Consider the following 14,736-nt stretch of genomic DNA (forward strand, 5'->3'; position numbering starts at 1 on the left):
AGGGGAAATCAGAGGCGATGCTTTTTGAGTCTGGGCAGGCAGTCACTCTGCCAGTGTTTGGCTACGGTAGATTCTTTGATCTTGAGGTCGCGGGCGATCGCCCCCATCGACTCTGGCGGCTGAGACAGCAGCAGCCGTTTGGCCACATCCAGACAGTTGCAGAATTCTTGCGCGGGCGGGTGGCAGTCGCCTAGACACTGCGCCTCGTCCGACTGGAGAAACTCGATCACCTGAGGATCGAACCGCAGCGCGACGATTTGCAGCAGGGGTAAGCACTTTTCGCGCCAGTGAGTGTAGAGCGTTTGCTCCGGAATGCCAAAATCCTGGGCGATCGCTCGTCGAGTTTCGGGCGGTTCGCTCAGGTGTAGCCGCTGAATCAGCGCTTGACAGTGGCATTCCAAGAATTTATTGGGATGGCAGCCCTGCAATATCGCATCGGGGTCTGCTGCCAGATAGCGATGAATTTCTAGCCCAATTCGCTGCTTTTGCGCCTGCTGGAGTGCCTGAATCCACGACTCTAGCAGCGTCATGTCCTGGCGCGGATCGGACGTGAGGTCGCCCAGAGGGGTCTGATTGCCGTCTTCCCCAATCGACTGATCCAGCAGCACCACGTTGCCAAATTCTCGCTTGATCTCGCGTTCTCCGCGTTCTGGTCGATGCAAATCCTTGATTTTTGTATCGGGGTTTCGCAAGTCCCGAATGCGTCCCTCTAAATAGCCGTTCACCCAGTTCATCAAATCCGTAGAAACTGAGGCGCTGCGGGGGCTAAACTCGTCGATTGCCCGACACACCCGCTCCATCGTCAGGCTGAGGGCGTGGCCATAGTCGGGATGGCGAGAGCGGCGCAGCTTGGGCGATCGCTGAATGCACAACAGCAGCCGAGACAGGGCTTTGCGACGCAGCAGGGGCGCAGCATCGGGACTGCGAATCTCGTCTAAAAGAGCTTGAATTTGAGCGTCATCACACATGGTTTGGCAACAGGCGTAGGGAAAACACAGAAGACAGATTGAAACCGTTCATGGCACAAACAACACCAAACCGTTTGCTGAAACTCTGTCAGCCCGACCCGGAGGTGTTATGAAAAATTACAGGACTCAGCGGCGATTTTGCTTTGCGGCTGAGAGCCGATCGGAAACTGTATCTGGAGGATAGGGCGCATCTCAGTTATGCAAGTTTGCCCTCATCCCCCAGCCCCTTCTCCCTTTTTGGGAGAAGGGGAGCCGGATTGGAAGTCCCTCTCCCGCTTTGGGAGAAGGATTTAGGATGAGGGTTACAAAAGTGGGTACACCCTGGAGCATAGAGGGTTGGGCGTTCAGGTTGTGGCAAAAAGTTCAGCAAAAAATTCAATTTTCTCAGCCATTGCCAGAATCTATCGCCAGCCCCACCGCACCTATGCAGGCTGCGACCCGCCAGCCAAGCTGTGCAAGCTATGTAGCCTTTTAGCAGCTTGTTGAGATAATTTTTCTCTAAGCCTTAAGAAATTTCAACACGACCGCAATTTAGGCATGAGCAAGAGGGCGATCGCCTGGGTACTCTAGACTATAGTTCGGACTATATATAGTTCTGAACTATGGTCCCTGGGAAACCGTGGTCTTTTGAGTTTGCGATCGCCCCTTATCCCTGACCACACCCTCCCTGAGAGGATCGATCTACTCATGCCCAACTGGAGTACCCTCAGCAGAGTGAGATTATCGGGCGATCGCGGCTTAAAGTTCCGCCTCAAAACCCCGTCCTATCCGCTTCAAGCTGTCTCCCTTTTGTCACGCCTATGATGAGGGTTGATGGTTATTCTCTGGTGATGAGGAGCATTAGATAATTGGGGACTCTCTTCTCTAAAAATCCAGGCTAGAAAGCTGTGTCTAAAACCCGTCCGCATGTGCCTCGAAGGACATCCCACCGAGAGCATGTCCTTCACCAGATCACCAATCGCATTCGCCAGTCTTTGGAACTGCCGGAGATTCTCTCCACCGCAGCCCGTGAAATTCGGCGGTTCCTCGGCGTAGATCGCGTTAAGATTTATCGCTTTGCGCCGGATGGCAGCGGCGAGGTGATTGCCGAAGCGATTCACAACAACCAGCTTCCATCACTGCTGCATCTCCACTTTCCGGCCAGTGATATCCCCCAATCCTCACGGGATTTGTTTGTGCGGGCCCGCCAGCGGGTCATTACCGACGTATCGGCCCAGCACCAAATGGCCCATCGGCTGGATCATCCCGACACGGGCGAAAGCCTGATTAACCATGACATTCGCCACACACCCGCCGATCCCTGCCATGTGCAATACCTGAACACAATGGGGGTGCAGGCCTCTCTGGTCGTGCCAGTGCTGCACCAGCGCCAACTGTGGGGGCTATTGGTCGCCCACCACAGCAAGCCACGCCACTTTTCTGAACGAGAGCTTCAGGTAGTGCAGCTTTCGGTCGATCAGCTTTCGATCGCGATCGCCCAGGCAAACCTGCTGGCCCAAACCCGCGCTCAGGTGCTTTACGAAGCGACCCTCAACCAGGTCAGTCAACTCCTCCACAGCCCCCTCAGCCAGCCCGAAATTCGGCAGCAGGTCTTGGAAGCGATGGTGGCAGCGCTAAAGGCGGTAGGCGGACGGCTCTATATTGCAGCAGAACCAAGCGGCGAAGTGGCTCAACTCTACGTTACGGGCGAACAGCCCAACAGCCCAAATCTGGAGCAAGACCCGGTGTGGCAAGAACTGCTGGGGCGGCGCACAGACGGACTTTCCGCGCTCACCAGCACCCACACCCCCAGCCCAGAGGCGATCGCCCAGTTTGCCAGCAGTTTAGACACATCTCTAGAGTCCGAAAAGTCGGAAACTCTCCGCTTTCACACCTTCGACAGCCTGCAAGCCGATCCGCGCTGGCAGCCCATCGTTGCCCTGCTAGAGCCGACCTCTATCCGGGCGATCGCCCTGATTCCGCTCCAATTCCAGCACCAGTTTGTCGGCTACCTGGGTATCTTTCGCAGTGGCTATGACCAGGAAATCTTGTGGGCGGGCCAGCACCAGGAAGATGCCCGTAATATCATGCCCCGTGCCTCCTTTGCGGCCTGGCGCGAGATCAAGCTCAACCAGGCCCCAGAGTGGACACCCCAAGACATTCGGCTGGCCAACTCGGTGGCGATTCACCTCTACCTGGCTGTGACCCAGCGGCGGGTCGAGGCGATGATGCGCTACCAGGCATCCCACGATGCCCTCACTAGTCTGCCCAATCGGCTGCTGTTTAACGATCAGCTTTCGCTGGCCCTGGCCAGCGCCCAGCAAGATGATGAAATGCTGGGGGTTGCGTTTCTCGATCTGGATCGATTCAAGCTGATTAACGATTCGCTGGGCCACGCGGTGGGCGACGAACTGCTGCAAGAGGTGGCCCGGCGGCTGCGGGCCTGCCTGCGGCCCTGCGATGCGATCGCTCGGTGGGGTGGCGACGAGTTTACCCTAGTGCTGCCGCACCTCCACTCTGCCGAAGACATCAGCCACATCGCCCAGCGCATTCTAGACCGACTCACCAGTTCCTTTTACCTGGGCGAACAAGAGATATACATCACTGCCAGCCTAGGCATTGCTCTCTTTCCCTACGATGGGGCAGATGTGGAAACCCTGCTGAAAAATGCCGATCTGGCCATGTACCAGGCCAAGCAACAGGGCAAAAACAATTACCAGATCTATCACGAAGGCATGGCCGTGCAAACGCTGAACCACCTAGCGCTGGAGAGTGACCTGCGAAAGGCACTGTCTCGCAAGGAACTCCTGGTGCACTATCAGCCGCAGATTGACCTGATGACGGGGGCGATCGTCGGCGTAGAGGCGCTGCTGCGCTGGCAGCACCCGCTGCTGGGCTTTGTCTCGCCGGCCCAGTTCATTCCCCTGGCCGAAGAGTCGGGCATCATCTGCACGATTGGGGAATGGGTGCTGCGAACCGCTTGCCAGCAGCAGCGGGACTGGCAGGCTGCCGGATTGCCGCCGATGCGGATGGCGGTAAACCTGTCGGCACAGCAGTTTCAGCAGAGCAGTCTTGCCACCTCTATCCTGCAAACGCTGGAAGAGACGGGCATCGAGCCGCAGTATCTGGAGCTAGAGATTACTGAAAGCGCTGCCATGCGGGATGTGCAGTTTACCACCAGCACGCTGAGCCGACTGGTAGACCTGGGTGTGCAAATCGCGATGGACGATTTTGGCACGGGGTATTCATCCCTCAGCGTGATCAAGCACTTTCCCCTGCACACGCTGAAGATCGACCAGTCCTTTGTCCGCGATGCCCCCCATAATTCCAGCGACGTGGCGATCGCCAACACCGTCGTCGCTCTCGGACGCGGGCTGGGCCTCAAGGTTCTTGCCGAAGGGGTAGAAACCGCTGAACAAGTTGAGTTTCTTCGCTCCATCCAGTGCGACTTTGCCCAGGGCTATTACTTTAGCCGTCCCTTGCCACCAGAGGCGATCGCGCCGCTGCTGATAAGCAAGCAAGTAACAGGATAACCAGATGACTGGGATAGATAACGACTGACCAATGCGGATGAAAGGACTTGAACCTTCACACCTTGCGGTACTAGAACCTAAATCTAGCGCGTCTACCAATTCCGCCACATCCGCGTGTTGCCTAGCCTGTTGCCCAAGGCGATAACCTGAACAGTTCCGGTCGGGCTTGAACTTGGTTTAACTATCATAGCAAATGCAGGCGGGGCTGGCGCATCAGGAGTGACGCGGGCAGGTTAGTCAGAATTACTTGAGAAATATTTTTGATATTGTTGACATTTACTTTCAATAAGAGTACATTCTTTTTAGTGTTCTCCTCTCAAAGGATCGGCAGGTGGGGTTGGTCAACAGACCAGTCCCCCTTTTTTTGCCTTTTTATTCAGGGCTTACGCAGTTGGAGGATTTCTCGCGGGCGCAGCCCGCGAGAAATCCTCCAACTCCCAGAAAGTTTAATCGCAGGTGCGTAAGTCCGATTTATTTTTGCTTTTTTATCGACTAGCGACGTGTCTAGAAGCGGCAGCCAGTCCGATACACTGATAGATTGAGGACTGAAGAGGACTGAAATAGAGTGCGTAAAGTGCGATCGCCCCTACAGCGTCCTCTTCTAGGAACTACTGTGTCCACACATCTCGGTCGTTTGCGTCAGGCTCTGAAAGATCCCCCTCAATCCCCCTTAATAAAGGGGACTTCCGATCCAGTTCTTCCTGCTTCGGCTCCCCCCTTGCTCAAGAGGGGTTAGGGGGAGCGGCTCCCCCCTTGAGCAAGGGGGGTTAGGGGGGATCGGCTCCCCTATGAGCAAGGGGGGTTAGGGGGGATCGGTTCCCCCCTTGAGCAAGGGGGGTTAAGGGGGGATCAAAGCATCGCCGCTCAGCCCAGAAGACTGGTGTGACCACAGGAGTTTGTAAGACGGGATACGTCCTATCCCTAAGAAACGAGAGTTTCTAAACTAGCCGCACACCTAACTCGCCGCAAAAACTAGCTGCAAAAATACTCTATGCAGACCGATGCCTCCATTACCCAGCCCATGCCCCTTTCCCCCGTTCCCCCAGACGGCACAGCGTTCGATGCGATCGTGATTGGGTCAGGCATTGGCGGCCTGGTGACGGCCACCCAGCTTGCGGCAAAGGGGGCATCTGTGCTGGTGCTAGAGCGCTACCTGATTCCGGGGGGCAGCGCGGGCTACTTTGAGCGGGAGGGCTATCGGTTCGATGTGGGCGCGTCGATGATTTTTGGGTTTGGCAACCAGGGCACGACAAACCTGCTGACGCGGGCGCTGGCTGCCGTGGGCATGGAAATCGAGACGATTCCTGATCCGGTGCAGATTCACTACCATTTACCCGGCGGTCTGGATCTCAAAGTGCATCGCGAATATGAGAAATTTTTGCAAGAACTGATTGCCAAGTTTCCCCATGAGGCGAAGGGCATCCGCCAGTTTTATGACGAGTGCTGGGCGGTGTTTAACTGCCTCAACGCGATGGAACTGCTGTCTCTGGAGGAGCCACGCTACCTAACCCGTGTGTTTTTTCAGCATCCCTTTGCCTGTCTAGGGCTGGTGAAATATTTGCCGCAAAACGTGGGCGACATTGCCCGTCGCTATATCTCTGACCCAGACCTACTGCGCTTCATCGACATGGAATGCTACTGCTGGTCGGTGGTGCCCGCAGACCTGACCCCCATGATCAATGCGGGCATGGTGTTTAGCGATCGCCACTATGGCGGCATCAACTATCCCAGGGGCGGCGTGGGGCAGATTGCCCAGAAACTAGCAGAAGGGTTGGAAAAGGCAGGCGGCAAAATCCTTTACAAGTCCCGCGTCACGGAGATCCTGATGGAAAACGGTCGCGCGGTTGGCGTGCGGCTGGCCTCAGGCAAAACCTACCGCGCCCGCCGCGTCATTTCCAACGCCACTCGCTGGGATACGTTTGAAAAACTGCTGCCCGCTGCCGTGCTACCCAAGTCGGAGCAAAAATGGCAGCAGCGCTATCGCAAGTCGCCCAGCTTCTTCAGCCTGCATCTGGGGGTGAGGGCCGACGTGCTGCCGCCTGATACTGAGTGTCACCACATTCTGCTAGAAGACTGGAGCCGCATCGAAGCCGCCAGGGGCACGATTTTTGTCTCGATTCCCACGCTGCTCGATCCCAGCCTCGCGCCCGACGGCTACCACATCATCCACACCTTCACGCCCGATTGGGTAGACCACTGGCAACGCCTCTCGCCCAGCGAGTACGAAGCCCAGAAGGAAGACGTAGCCGCAGCATTGTGCGATCGCCTCGAAGCCATTTTTCCAGGTCTTGCCGCTGGGCTGGATTTTCAGGAAGCGGGCACGCCCCGCACCCATCGCCGCTTTCTCGGTCGCGTAGACGGTTCCTACGGCCCCATTCCCCGACGCAAGCTGCTGGGCCTGCTGGGAATGCCCTTCAACCGCACCGCTATCCCTGGACTCTACTGTGTCGGCGACAGCACCTTTCCGGGACAGGGGTTAAACGCAGTCGCTTTTTCGGGCTTTGCCTGCGCCCATCGCGTTGCGGCGGATTTGGGGCTGCGCGGCTAGGCAGAATTGCGGCTGGATGTTTCTCTGGATGTTCAGCTTAATGTTGGAAACTGTCCCTTATCCCTGCTTGTTTCCTTTCGCGTCGGCGTACCGCTGCTTGAACAGGGCCTGTCGCTTTTTGTGATCGACAATCGGCGCAGGATAGTTGCAAGAACGGCGATCGCCCGCATCAATGATCCCTGTCACCAGTTGTGCAGTTTCCAGCCCGCGCAATTCTGGCAGCCATTCGCGGATGTATTCCGCCTCTGGGTCAAACTTTTGCGCTTGACTGGCGGGGTTAAAAATCCGCAGCGGTTTTGGGTCCATGCCGCTGGAGGCGCTCCACTGCCAGCCGCCGTTGTTCGCCGCCAGGTCGCCATCGACCAGCCGCTGCATGAAATACTTTTCGCCCCAGCGCCAGTCGATGATCAAATCTTTCGTCAAAAAGCTGGCGACGATCATACGGCAGCGGTTGTGCATCCAGCCCGTTTCATTCAACTGGCGCATGGCTGCATCCACAATCGGATAGCCCGTGCGCCCCTCACACCACGCCTGGAAGTGTTTCTCGTTGTTTTCCCAGGGAAAGGCTTTGAACGGTTCGCGGTAGGGGCCGTCGGCCAGTTCGGGGAAGTGATATAGGACGTGTTGATAAAACTCGCGCCAGGCCAGCTCCTGCCGCCAGACGCGGATGCCCTCCTGGGCTTCGTCGCTGCGGGTCTGTTCCTGGGCGGTTTGCGTGGCAGCCCAGACGGTGCGGATGCCGATCGCCCCAAACTTGAGCGCGGCGCTCAGCCTGGAGGTACCGTCTTCATAGGGCAAATTGCGCTGTGCTTGATAGTCGGTCATGGCGCGATCGCAGAATTCCGTGAGCCGCTCTTGGGCAGCCGCTTCGCCCGGTTCCAGAATGAAGCCTCCATCCCACACCAGACCGAGATCTTTGAGCTTGGGCAGGGCGATCGCCCCCGCTTTGGTTGCCGCATCTTTTTCAGAATCCGTCAGCCCTTCGGCATTTTGCAAATCCGCTACGGGTTCAGCCTTGGGCTTGCTGCTCCAGTTTTTCCAAAAGGGCGTATAGACCGTGTAGGGCGTGCCGGAGCCGCTGAGGATTGATTTGGGGTCGTGCAACAGTTGGTCCCAAAACGCCTGATATTCTACGCCCGCTTCCTTGAGGGCAGCGGCAACCTGGCGATCGCGCTCTTGCCCGTAGGGTTCCACGTCGCAGTTCCAGTACACAGCCTGAGCGCCCAGGGCGTTGGCCAGTCGAGGCAGCGCCTTCACGGGGTCATCGTGCAAGATCAGCAGTTGGCTGCCTGCTTTGGCGTATCGCGTTTGCAAGTCTTGCAAGCAGCCCAGCAGATAAGCCACGCGCACCGGGGCCACATCGTCCCGCTGCAAAATACCCGGATCGAGACAAAACACGCCAATGACTTTTGCCGAGCGCGATCGCCCTTCTGCCAGCCCCACATTATCCGCAATTCGCAAATCGCGGCGATGCCAAAACAAAATCAACTCGCTCATACCCTGCCTGCTGGATTCTATTCATCACCTTACTGCATCCCGCCTAGAGAAGCGGGCCGCAAGTGAAAACGAGGGCTAAGACGAGCAGAACCGACTACGCTTTGTCGGGCGCTTTCAAGAAGTAGCTGCCTAGAAATAGCAGGAAATAGCAGCCTTAAAAGAGCCTTCTGGCAAGAACGTGGGTAATCTTGAAGATTTTCAGCGGAGTAAACTCTGCACGGTTCTGATTAGGATATGGTTTGAGGAAGGCGATCGCCTTCTTTAGAGAAAAATCAGAGAAAATTGTTTAAGCAGCATATCACGGCAGCGTCGATTAGCAGTCTCCATCAGCGGCATCCCCCCCCATCGCACTTCCTTACAAGCGCACCCCTTCATATTCAGACGAGCAGAGCTAAATGGCACGGATTGTTTCTATTCACTCTTTTCGAGGCGGCACGGGCAAATCGAACACCGCAGCCAACCTTTCGGCCCTGCTGTCCAAGCACGGACAGCGCGTCGGCGTGATTGACACCGATATCCAGTCGCCGGGGATTCACGTCCTATTTGGGCTGGAACCCAACAGCATGAAAAACACCCTCAACGACTACCTCTGGGGCGATTGTACGATTGCCGAAAGCGCCTACGATGTCACCGTGCCAGACTTCAAAACTGGGGAAGGCGCAGTCTATTTAGTGCCGTCCAAAAGCTCTGCCGAGGATATCGCTCGCGTGTTGCGTGAAGGATACGATGTGCGCCTGCTGCGGAGCGGGCTACAAGATCTGGTCAAAGCCTACAATCTCGACTACGTCCTGATCGACACGCACCCCGGACTGAACGAAGAGACGCTGCTGGCGCTGGCCATGTCAAACCTATTGCTGCTGGTGCTGCGGCCCGACCAGCAAGATTTTCAGGGAACGGCGGTGGTGCTAGATTTGGCGCGAAAGCTGCGCGTTCCCAAGATTCTCATGCTGATCAATCGCGTGCTGGCCAGCGTGGATGTGGAAGACCTGAAAAGGCAGGTCGAGTCGATCTATAGCAACGAAATCGGCGCAGTCTTGCCCAACTGTGAGGAGATGATGCAGCTTGGCAGCAGCGATCTGTTTGCGGTTCGCTATCCTGACCATCCCCTGTCGCAAGAAATGGATCGCCTGGTTCGCCAGATTGTGGCTATTGGGTAGGCTGCTGGATGGATAGCCATCTTGCGCTTCGAGATGAGTTGCTGCCCCAGAAGTTGCTGGAAGTAGGAGATCATCGTTGGCAAAGAAGTCTGCTCCGCTAGCGAGGCCATGCATACCGTAACGGCGATCGCCGATATCCCCAGCACGCTGCACTGGTTATCAGCAGCATCCCTCAACACCCTGCGCCAGCAAAATCCCCAACTTGCGCTGCGGCGGCTGGACTGGGTGGTGCGCCTGCTCAGCGACCAGGTGATCCACGCAAAAGCTGAAATTCAAGAACTGTTACAGTGAGGTCAACAATTTCCCAAAAACCTACAAAATATCTGGAGATTTGTCTGGAGATTTAGAGAAACAAGCGGTATGGTTTAGGGACATGCTCCACGACTCGCTTCGGACTTGAAATTCGGACTTGAAATTCGGACTTGAAATCATGCAGGAGCCTTGTTCTGCCCCGTCTTCAGACCCTGCCGTTGAGCAGTCTCTACGCCTGGAAATCGCCCAACTCCGTGCTGAACTGGAAACCCTCCGCCAAGAAAAATCTGACCTGGAAATCTTGCTAGAGATGACCACCGAACACTCCGACACGGTGGAGGCAGAGCTTCAGCGCGAGGCAGAGGAAACGCTGCGGGAAAGCGAACATCGACTGGCGCAGTTTCTCGAAGCAGTGCCCGTGGGCGTGTTTGTGGTAGATGGCGGCGGTCGCTCCTACTATGCCAACCGCATGGCACAGCAGATTTTGGGGTATATCCCCATAACGCAGGTGGCGACTGATCAATTGTCGGAAACCTACCAGGTTTATCAGGCGGGCGCAGAGCGGCTATATCTTACCGCAGATCTGCCGATTGTGCGGGCACTGACGGGCGAGAGCAGCACGGTAGACGATATGGTGCTGCGCCAGGGCGATCGCACGGTTCCCTTGGAGGTCTGGGCCAGCCCGATCTACAACGAAAAAGGGCAGGTGGTCTATGCGATCGCCGCTTTTCAAGACATCACCGAGCGCAAGCGGGCCGAAGATGCCTTGCGAATCGCCGAAGCCAACTACCGCAGCATCTTTGAAAACGCCACCGAGGGGATTTACCAAACCACGCCCGATGGTCAGTATCTCAGCGCCAATCCGGCGATCGCCCGCATGTATGGCTACGACAGTCCTGCCGAGCTCATGGCCAGCGTCGGCGACATCACCCAGCAGGTCTACGTAGACCCCCAAGAGCGCGATCGCTTTCGATCCCTGCTCACCCAGCACGGCGAAGTCAAAAATTTTGAATACCAGGTGTATCGCCGCGACGGCACCGTGATGTGGCTCCTAGAGTCGGCGCGGAGCGTGCGCGATGGCGCGGGCAGAGTCCTCTACTACGAAGGCATGTGCATTGACATCACCCAGCGAAAACAGCAGGAACAGTCCCTCCAGCAGCGAGTGCAGCAGCTTCAGATCGAAATCGACGAGGCCAAACGCCAGCGCCAGGTCGCCGAAATCACCCAAACTGACTATTTTCGCCAGATTCAGCAAGAAGCCGAACAATTCAAACGGCGATTGGCTGAATAGGGCTGGATGTAGGGCTGGAATAAGCCTGTATGGAAGCCTGGAATAAGCCTGGAATAAGCCTGGAATCGGTTCAGATGGACACCCGCCCGTCATCCTCTCCAACCCCTATCCGCTTCGCTCAAAATCCGCTTCGCTCAAAATCCGCAGAAATCCGCCTCGATTAGAAATCCGCTTTGATAAAAAAAGTTCACGCGAAAAGCTAAATTGTCCTCACGCGAAAAAATGAGAGAATAGTGGCCCAAATAGCACCCCGGTTTCAGATGAAATGCTACATAACCCATACACGCTACGGTGATCACAACCCGCCGTAGCCGCAAATCGGGGATGCAGCAGGTGCGAATCGCGCATCAATCAGGTGTGAATCCGGTCTTTGTCATCCAGTCGAGGTTTCTGTGGCCAAAATTGTTTCGATTCATTCCTACCGGGGTGGCACAGGCAAGTCCAACCTTACCGCAAACCTGGCCACGGCGATCGCCCTCCAGGGTAACCGAGTCGCCGTCATCGACACCGACATTCCCTCACCTGGCATCCACGTCATCTTCGGGCTAGACGACCAAAAAATCGACAAAACCCTCAACGACTACCTCTGGGGCCGCTGCACCATTGCCGATGCTGCCTATAATGTCACGCCCCCCTCCTCTAACCCCAGCGGCGGCCAGGTGTTTCTCGTCCCCTCCAGCGTCAACGCTGACGAAATCGCCCGCATTCTCAACCAGGGCTATGACTTTCGCCTGCTCAACGACGGACTGCGCCAGCTCGTCCGCCAGCTTGAAATCGACTATCTGCTAATCGACACCCACCCCGGCCTCAACAAAGAAACCCTCTTATCAATCGCCGTTTCCAACCTGGTGCTGCTGATCCTGCGGCCCGACCAGCAAGACTTTCAAGGCACCGCCGTCACGGTAGACGTGGCCCGCCAGCTCGATGCCCGCCAAATGCTGCTCATCGTCAACAAAGTCCTCAGCAGCATGGATCAAAACGCCCTCAGAGAACAGGTCACCCAGACCTACAAAGTGCCCGTTGCAGGCGTGTTCACCCTGTCCGAAGAAATGATTTACCTGGCCAGCAACGGCATCTTTTTCCTGCGGTATCCCGATCACCCGTTCAGTCAGGAACTCCGCCGCGTCGTTGCCCAGGTGATCGGTTAGTCATCGGTTAATCATTGGTTTAATGCTGCAAATCTTTGGCGATTTTCAAGACGACTATCCCCCCAGTCAGGAATTCCTGTCGCTGGCTTTTTCCCCCAGTTCTGCGCCCATCCGCCAGCGCTGGCGCGTGAACGGACTCTCGGCCGATTTCGTGGCCGACTACATGACGACCTTCTTTCCCGGCGAAGATGATTTATCATCTCCCTCTCAGCAAGATAAGGTTCGCGATGCCGTAAGCTTTATTGCAAATGAACTGCTGGAAAACGCGATGAAGTTTAGTGACGAAACCTCCGCTTTTCCGATTCAGATTCAGCTCCATTTGCACAGCGACGCGCTGGTTTTTTACGTCACAAACAGCATCAAATCCGACGACATCACCCGCTTCCAAACGCTGATTCAGGAAATTGTTTCCAGCGATCCCGACGAGCTTTACATCCAGCGGCTGGAAGCCAACGCCCTGGATGATGCCAATTCTGGGTCGGGGCTGGGGCTATTGATTATGCTGACCAGCTATGCCGCCCGCCTGGGATGGAAGTTTGAAACCCTGCCCGCAGAACCGCCCCTCACCGCCGTCACCACGATGGTTAAAATGCCCGTCTAGGCTGCAAGATGGATAAGCTACGACAGACGATAGATGCATTAGAATCAGCAAAGATTAAGTTGAGCGCTATGGAACTCCGGGACGACGACTATCAAATCTGGTATGACGCAGAGACGCAGACATTGACCTGCCAAGGGGCGCTGCGTCTGGGCGGGCCCGACGAATACGCGCCGATTGCTCAACTGCTGGATGAAGTGGTCAAGCAGGAACCCCAAAATTTGGAACTCGATTTGCGAAAGCTGGCGTTTCTCAATAGCTCTGGGATTAATACCCTGTCCAAATTTGTGATCAAGGTGCGACAAAATAGCCAGATCCAACTAGTGATTCAGGGATCAAATGAGATTCCCTGGCAAACCAAGTCGCTGCCCAATTTGCAGCGATTGCTACCCACGCTCAAGCTCCAGTTTGATTAGGGCGCTTCTATCTGTTCTCTCTGATCGACCGGGACTTATCCTGGGAATTCTGGCAAATTCTGGCTCTCGATTTTCGACTCACGCTTTCGGTCAATCACTATGGGCACGTCCGTATCGCTTTCTGAGCAGGCCCCCGACCCGCTGCTTTCGGAGGTGATTGCCCTACAACAGCAAGTCGAGCAGCTACGTCAGCAGCTCTTGCAAACTCAGCAGGAAAAGGCTGACCTAGAAGTTTTGCTGAACATGGTGACGGGCCATTCTGACCAGATTTTGTCGGAAGTGGAGCAGGAAAAGACGGATCTGGAGATCTTGTTGGAAACCGCAACGGAGCATTCGATGCTAGTGGAAACCGACTTGCAGCAGCAGGTCGAGGAAGAGCGACGGCAGCGAGAGGAGCAGTTTCAATCCATTACGGCGGCAACGCCTGTGGGGCTGCTGATCGCCGAGGTGGAAACGGGGCGAATTTTGTATGCCAATGAGCGGCTGGGGGATTTGCTGGGGCTGTCGCCAGCGGCCCTGCTGGCCCAGTCTACGGTCGATTTTTACGCTCAGCCGGAGGAGCGGGTTTCGGTGCTGGAGGCGATCGCCCAAAACCAGACCTACCGCGGAGAACTGCTGTTTCGGCGGGCCGATGGCAGCGTGTTTTGGGGGCTGCTGTCGATGCGGCCGTTTGGGTTTAACGGGCAGCACACCCTGTTGACGGCAATTCAAGATATCAGCGATCGCAAGCAGGCCGAAGATGCCCTGCGAATTGCCGAAGCCAAATATCGCGGCATCTTTGAAAACGCAGTGGAGGGCATTTTTCGGATGGCGCTGGATGGCGACTATCTAGAAGTCAACCGGGCAATGGCGGGCCTGTTTGGCTATACCTCCCCCGGCGAAATGCTAGAGTCCGTTCGCGGCGCAACGGCCCAGCTCTATGTTGACCCTGCCCAGCAGCAAGACCTGCGGCAGCGCCTCGAATCTCAGGACGAAATCAAAGATTTTGAATACGCAGCCCGCCGCCAGGATGGCAGCCGCTTTTGGGCATCGGCCTGGGCGCGGGCCATTCGCAGCGAATCGGGCGACCTGCTCTACTACGAAGGAAGCTGCATCGACATTACCCAGCGCAAGCAGCAGGAAGAAGCCCTGAAGCGGGAAATTCGCAAATTACGAATCGAAGTGGATCAAACCAAGCGCCAAAAAGAAGTCGCGCAAATCGAGCAAACCGACTATTTTCAATGGCTGGTGTCCCAGGCCGATGATCTGCGCCTGTTCAAAGACGCGCCACGGCGAGACGAGGGATAATCCGGCGCTGGCAGCTTCCGGCGTTGGGGCTGCCTAGCCGCAGCGATACTCGGCGCTATGCT

At 56.3% G+C, this 14,736-nt stretch carries 11 protein-coding genes and 1 tRNA gene; 9 read left to right on the forward strand and 3 right to left on the reverse strand.

The window, feature by feature from the left end:
- Nucleotides 1–8 precede the first annotated feature (8 nt).
- On the reverse strand, nt 9–968 hold the full coding sequence (locus tag JTM80_RS04375; RefSeq protein WP_172354891.1) for a hypothetical protein: 960 nt from the start codon (nt 966–968) through the stop codon (nt 9–11).
- A gap of 887 nt (nt 969–1,855) precedes the next feature.
- Here JTM80_RS04375 and JTM80_RS04380 point away from each other — a divergent pair.
- Nucleotides 1,856–4,480, forward strand: a complete 2,625-nt coding sequence (locus tag JTM80_RS04380) for an EAL domain-containing protein (protein ID WP_172354889.1) — start codon at nt 1,856–1,858, stop codon at nt 4,478–4,480.
- Nucleotides 4,481–4,512: 32 nt separating this feature from the next.
- Here JTM80_RS04380 and JTM80_RS04385 read toward each other — a convergent pair.
- Nucleotides 4,513–4,594, reverse strand: a tRNA-Leu gene (locus JTM80_RS04385).
- A 907-nt stretch (nt 4,595–5,501) separates the two neighbouring features.
- On the opposite strand from JTM80_RS04385, the gene crtH reads away from it, so the two are divergent.
- Nucleotides 5,502–7,028, forward strand: a complete 1,527-nt coding sequence (crtH, locus tag JTM80_RS04390) for a carotenoid isomerase (protein ID WP_205371265.1) — start codon at nt 5,502–5,504, stop codon at nt 7,026–7,028.
- Between the two features lie 57 nt (nt 7,029–7,085).
- On the opposite strand, the gene JTM80_RS04395 is transcribed toward crtH, so the two are convergent.
- A complete protein-coding gene (locus JTM80_RS04395) occupies nt 7,086–8,525 on the reverse strand; it encodes an FAD-binding domain-containing protein (protein WP_172354887.1) in 1,440 nt (479 codons plus the stop codon).
- Nucleotides 8,526–8,920: 395 nt separating this feature from the next.
- Here JTM80_RS04395 and JTM80_RS04400 point away from each other — a divergent pair, with 395 nt between their 5' ends.
- The 7 genes from JTM80_RS04400 (at nt 8,921) to JTM80_RS04430 (ending at nt 14,674) form a co-directional block, all read left to right on the forward strand.
- Nucleotides 8,921–9,682 (forward strand): MinD/ParA family protein, encoded by a 762-nt coding sequence (locus JTM80_RS04400; RefSeq protein WP_172354885.1) that lies wholly within the window; start codon nt 8,921–8,923, stop codon nt 9,680–9,682.
- A gap of 108 nt (nt 9,683–9,790) precedes the next feature.
- Nucleotides 9,791–9,973 carry a hypothetical protein gene (locus JTM80_RS04405; RefSeq protein WP_172354883.1) on the forward strand — a complete coding sequence of 61 codons (183 nt, stop codon included), beginning with the start codon at nt 9,791–9,793 and terminating at the stop codon, nt 9,971–9,973.
- 139 nt (nt 9,974–10,112) lie between these two features.
- Nucleotides 10,113–11,225, forward strand: a complete 1,113-nt coding sequence (locus JTM80_RS04410) for a PAS domain-containing protein (RefSeq protein WP_172354881.1) — start codon at nt 10,113–10,115, stop codon at nt 11,223–11,225.
- A gap of 392 nt (nt 11,226–11,617) precedes the next feature.
- Nucleotides 11,618–12,373 carry a MinD/ParA family protein gene (locus tag JTM80_RS04415; RefSeq protein ID WP_172354879.1) on the forward strand — a complete coding sequence of 252 codons (756 nt, stop codon included), beginning with the start codon at nt 11,618–11,620 and terminating at the stop codon, nt 12,371–12,373.
- Between the two features lie 22 nt (nt 12,374–12,395).
- Complete coding sequence (locus tag JTM80_RS04420; RefSeq protein ID WP_172354877.1) at nt 12,396–12,974, forward strand: DUF6272 family protein; 579 nt, start codon at nt 12,396–12,398, stop codon at nt 12,972–12,974.
- A gap of 68 nt (nt 12,975–13,042) precedes the next feature.
- Complete coding sequence (locus tag JTM80_RS04425; protein WP_172354875.1) at nt 13,043–13,387, forward strand: slr1659 superfamily regulator; 345 nt, start codon at nt 13,043–13,045, stop codon at nt 13,385–13,387.
- Nucleotides 13,388–13,486: 99 nt separating this feature from the next.
- Nucleotides 13,487–14,674: a PAS domain-containing protein gene (locus JTM80_RS04430; protein ID WP_205370678.1), complete on the forward strand. Its 1,188-nt coding sequence runs from the start codon at nt 13,487–13,489 to the stop codon at nt 14,672–14,674.
- Nucleotides 14,675–14,736 lie beyond the last annotated feature (62 nt).

Source organism: Thermoleptolyngbya sp. PKUAC-SCTB121 (assembly GCF_016919485.1).
Taxonomy (GTDB): Bacteria; Cyanobacteriota; Cyanobacteriia; order Elainellales; family Elainellaceae; genus Thermoleptolyngbya; species Thermoleptolyngbya sichuanensis.

Bases quoted from the DNA above. Each gene is read 5' to 3' on its own strand.
- JTM80_RS04400 (WP_172354885.1), top strand. From the start codon at position 8,921: ATGGCACGGATTGTTTCTATTCACTCTTTTCGAGGCGGCACGGGCAAA.
- JTM80_RS04410 (WP_172354881.1), top strand. From the start codon at position 10,113: ATGCAGGAGCCTTGTTCTGCCCCGTCTTCAGACCCTGCCGTTGAGCAG.
- JTM80_RS04405 (WP_172354883.1), top strand. From the start codon at position 9,791: ATGCATACCGTAACGGCGATCGCCGATATCCCCAGCACGCTGCACTGG.
- JTM80_RS04395 (WP_172354887.1), bottom strand. From the start codon at position 8,525: ATGAGCGAGTTGATTTTGTTTTGGCATCGCCGCGATTTGCGAATTGCG.
- JTM80_RS04375 (WP_172354891.1), bottom strand. From the start codon at position 968: ATGTGTGATGACGCTCAAATTCAAGCTCTTTTAGACGAGATTCGCAGT.
- JTM80_RS04425 (WP_172354875.1), top strand. From the start codon at position 13,043: ATGGAACTCCGGGACGACGACTATCAAATCTGGTATGACGCAGAGACG.
- JTM80_RS04420 (WP_172354877.1), top strand. From the start codon at position 12,396: ATGCTGCAAATCTTTGGCGATTTTCAAGACGACTATCCCCCCAGTCAG.
- JTM80_RS04430 (WP_205370678.1), top strand. From the start codon at position 13,487: ATGGGCACGTCCGTATCGCTTTCTGAGCAGGCCCCCGACCCGCTGCTT.
- crtH (WP_205371265.1), top strand. From the start codon at position 5,502: ATGCCCCTTTCCCCCGTTCCCCCAGACGGCACAGCGTTCGATGCGATC.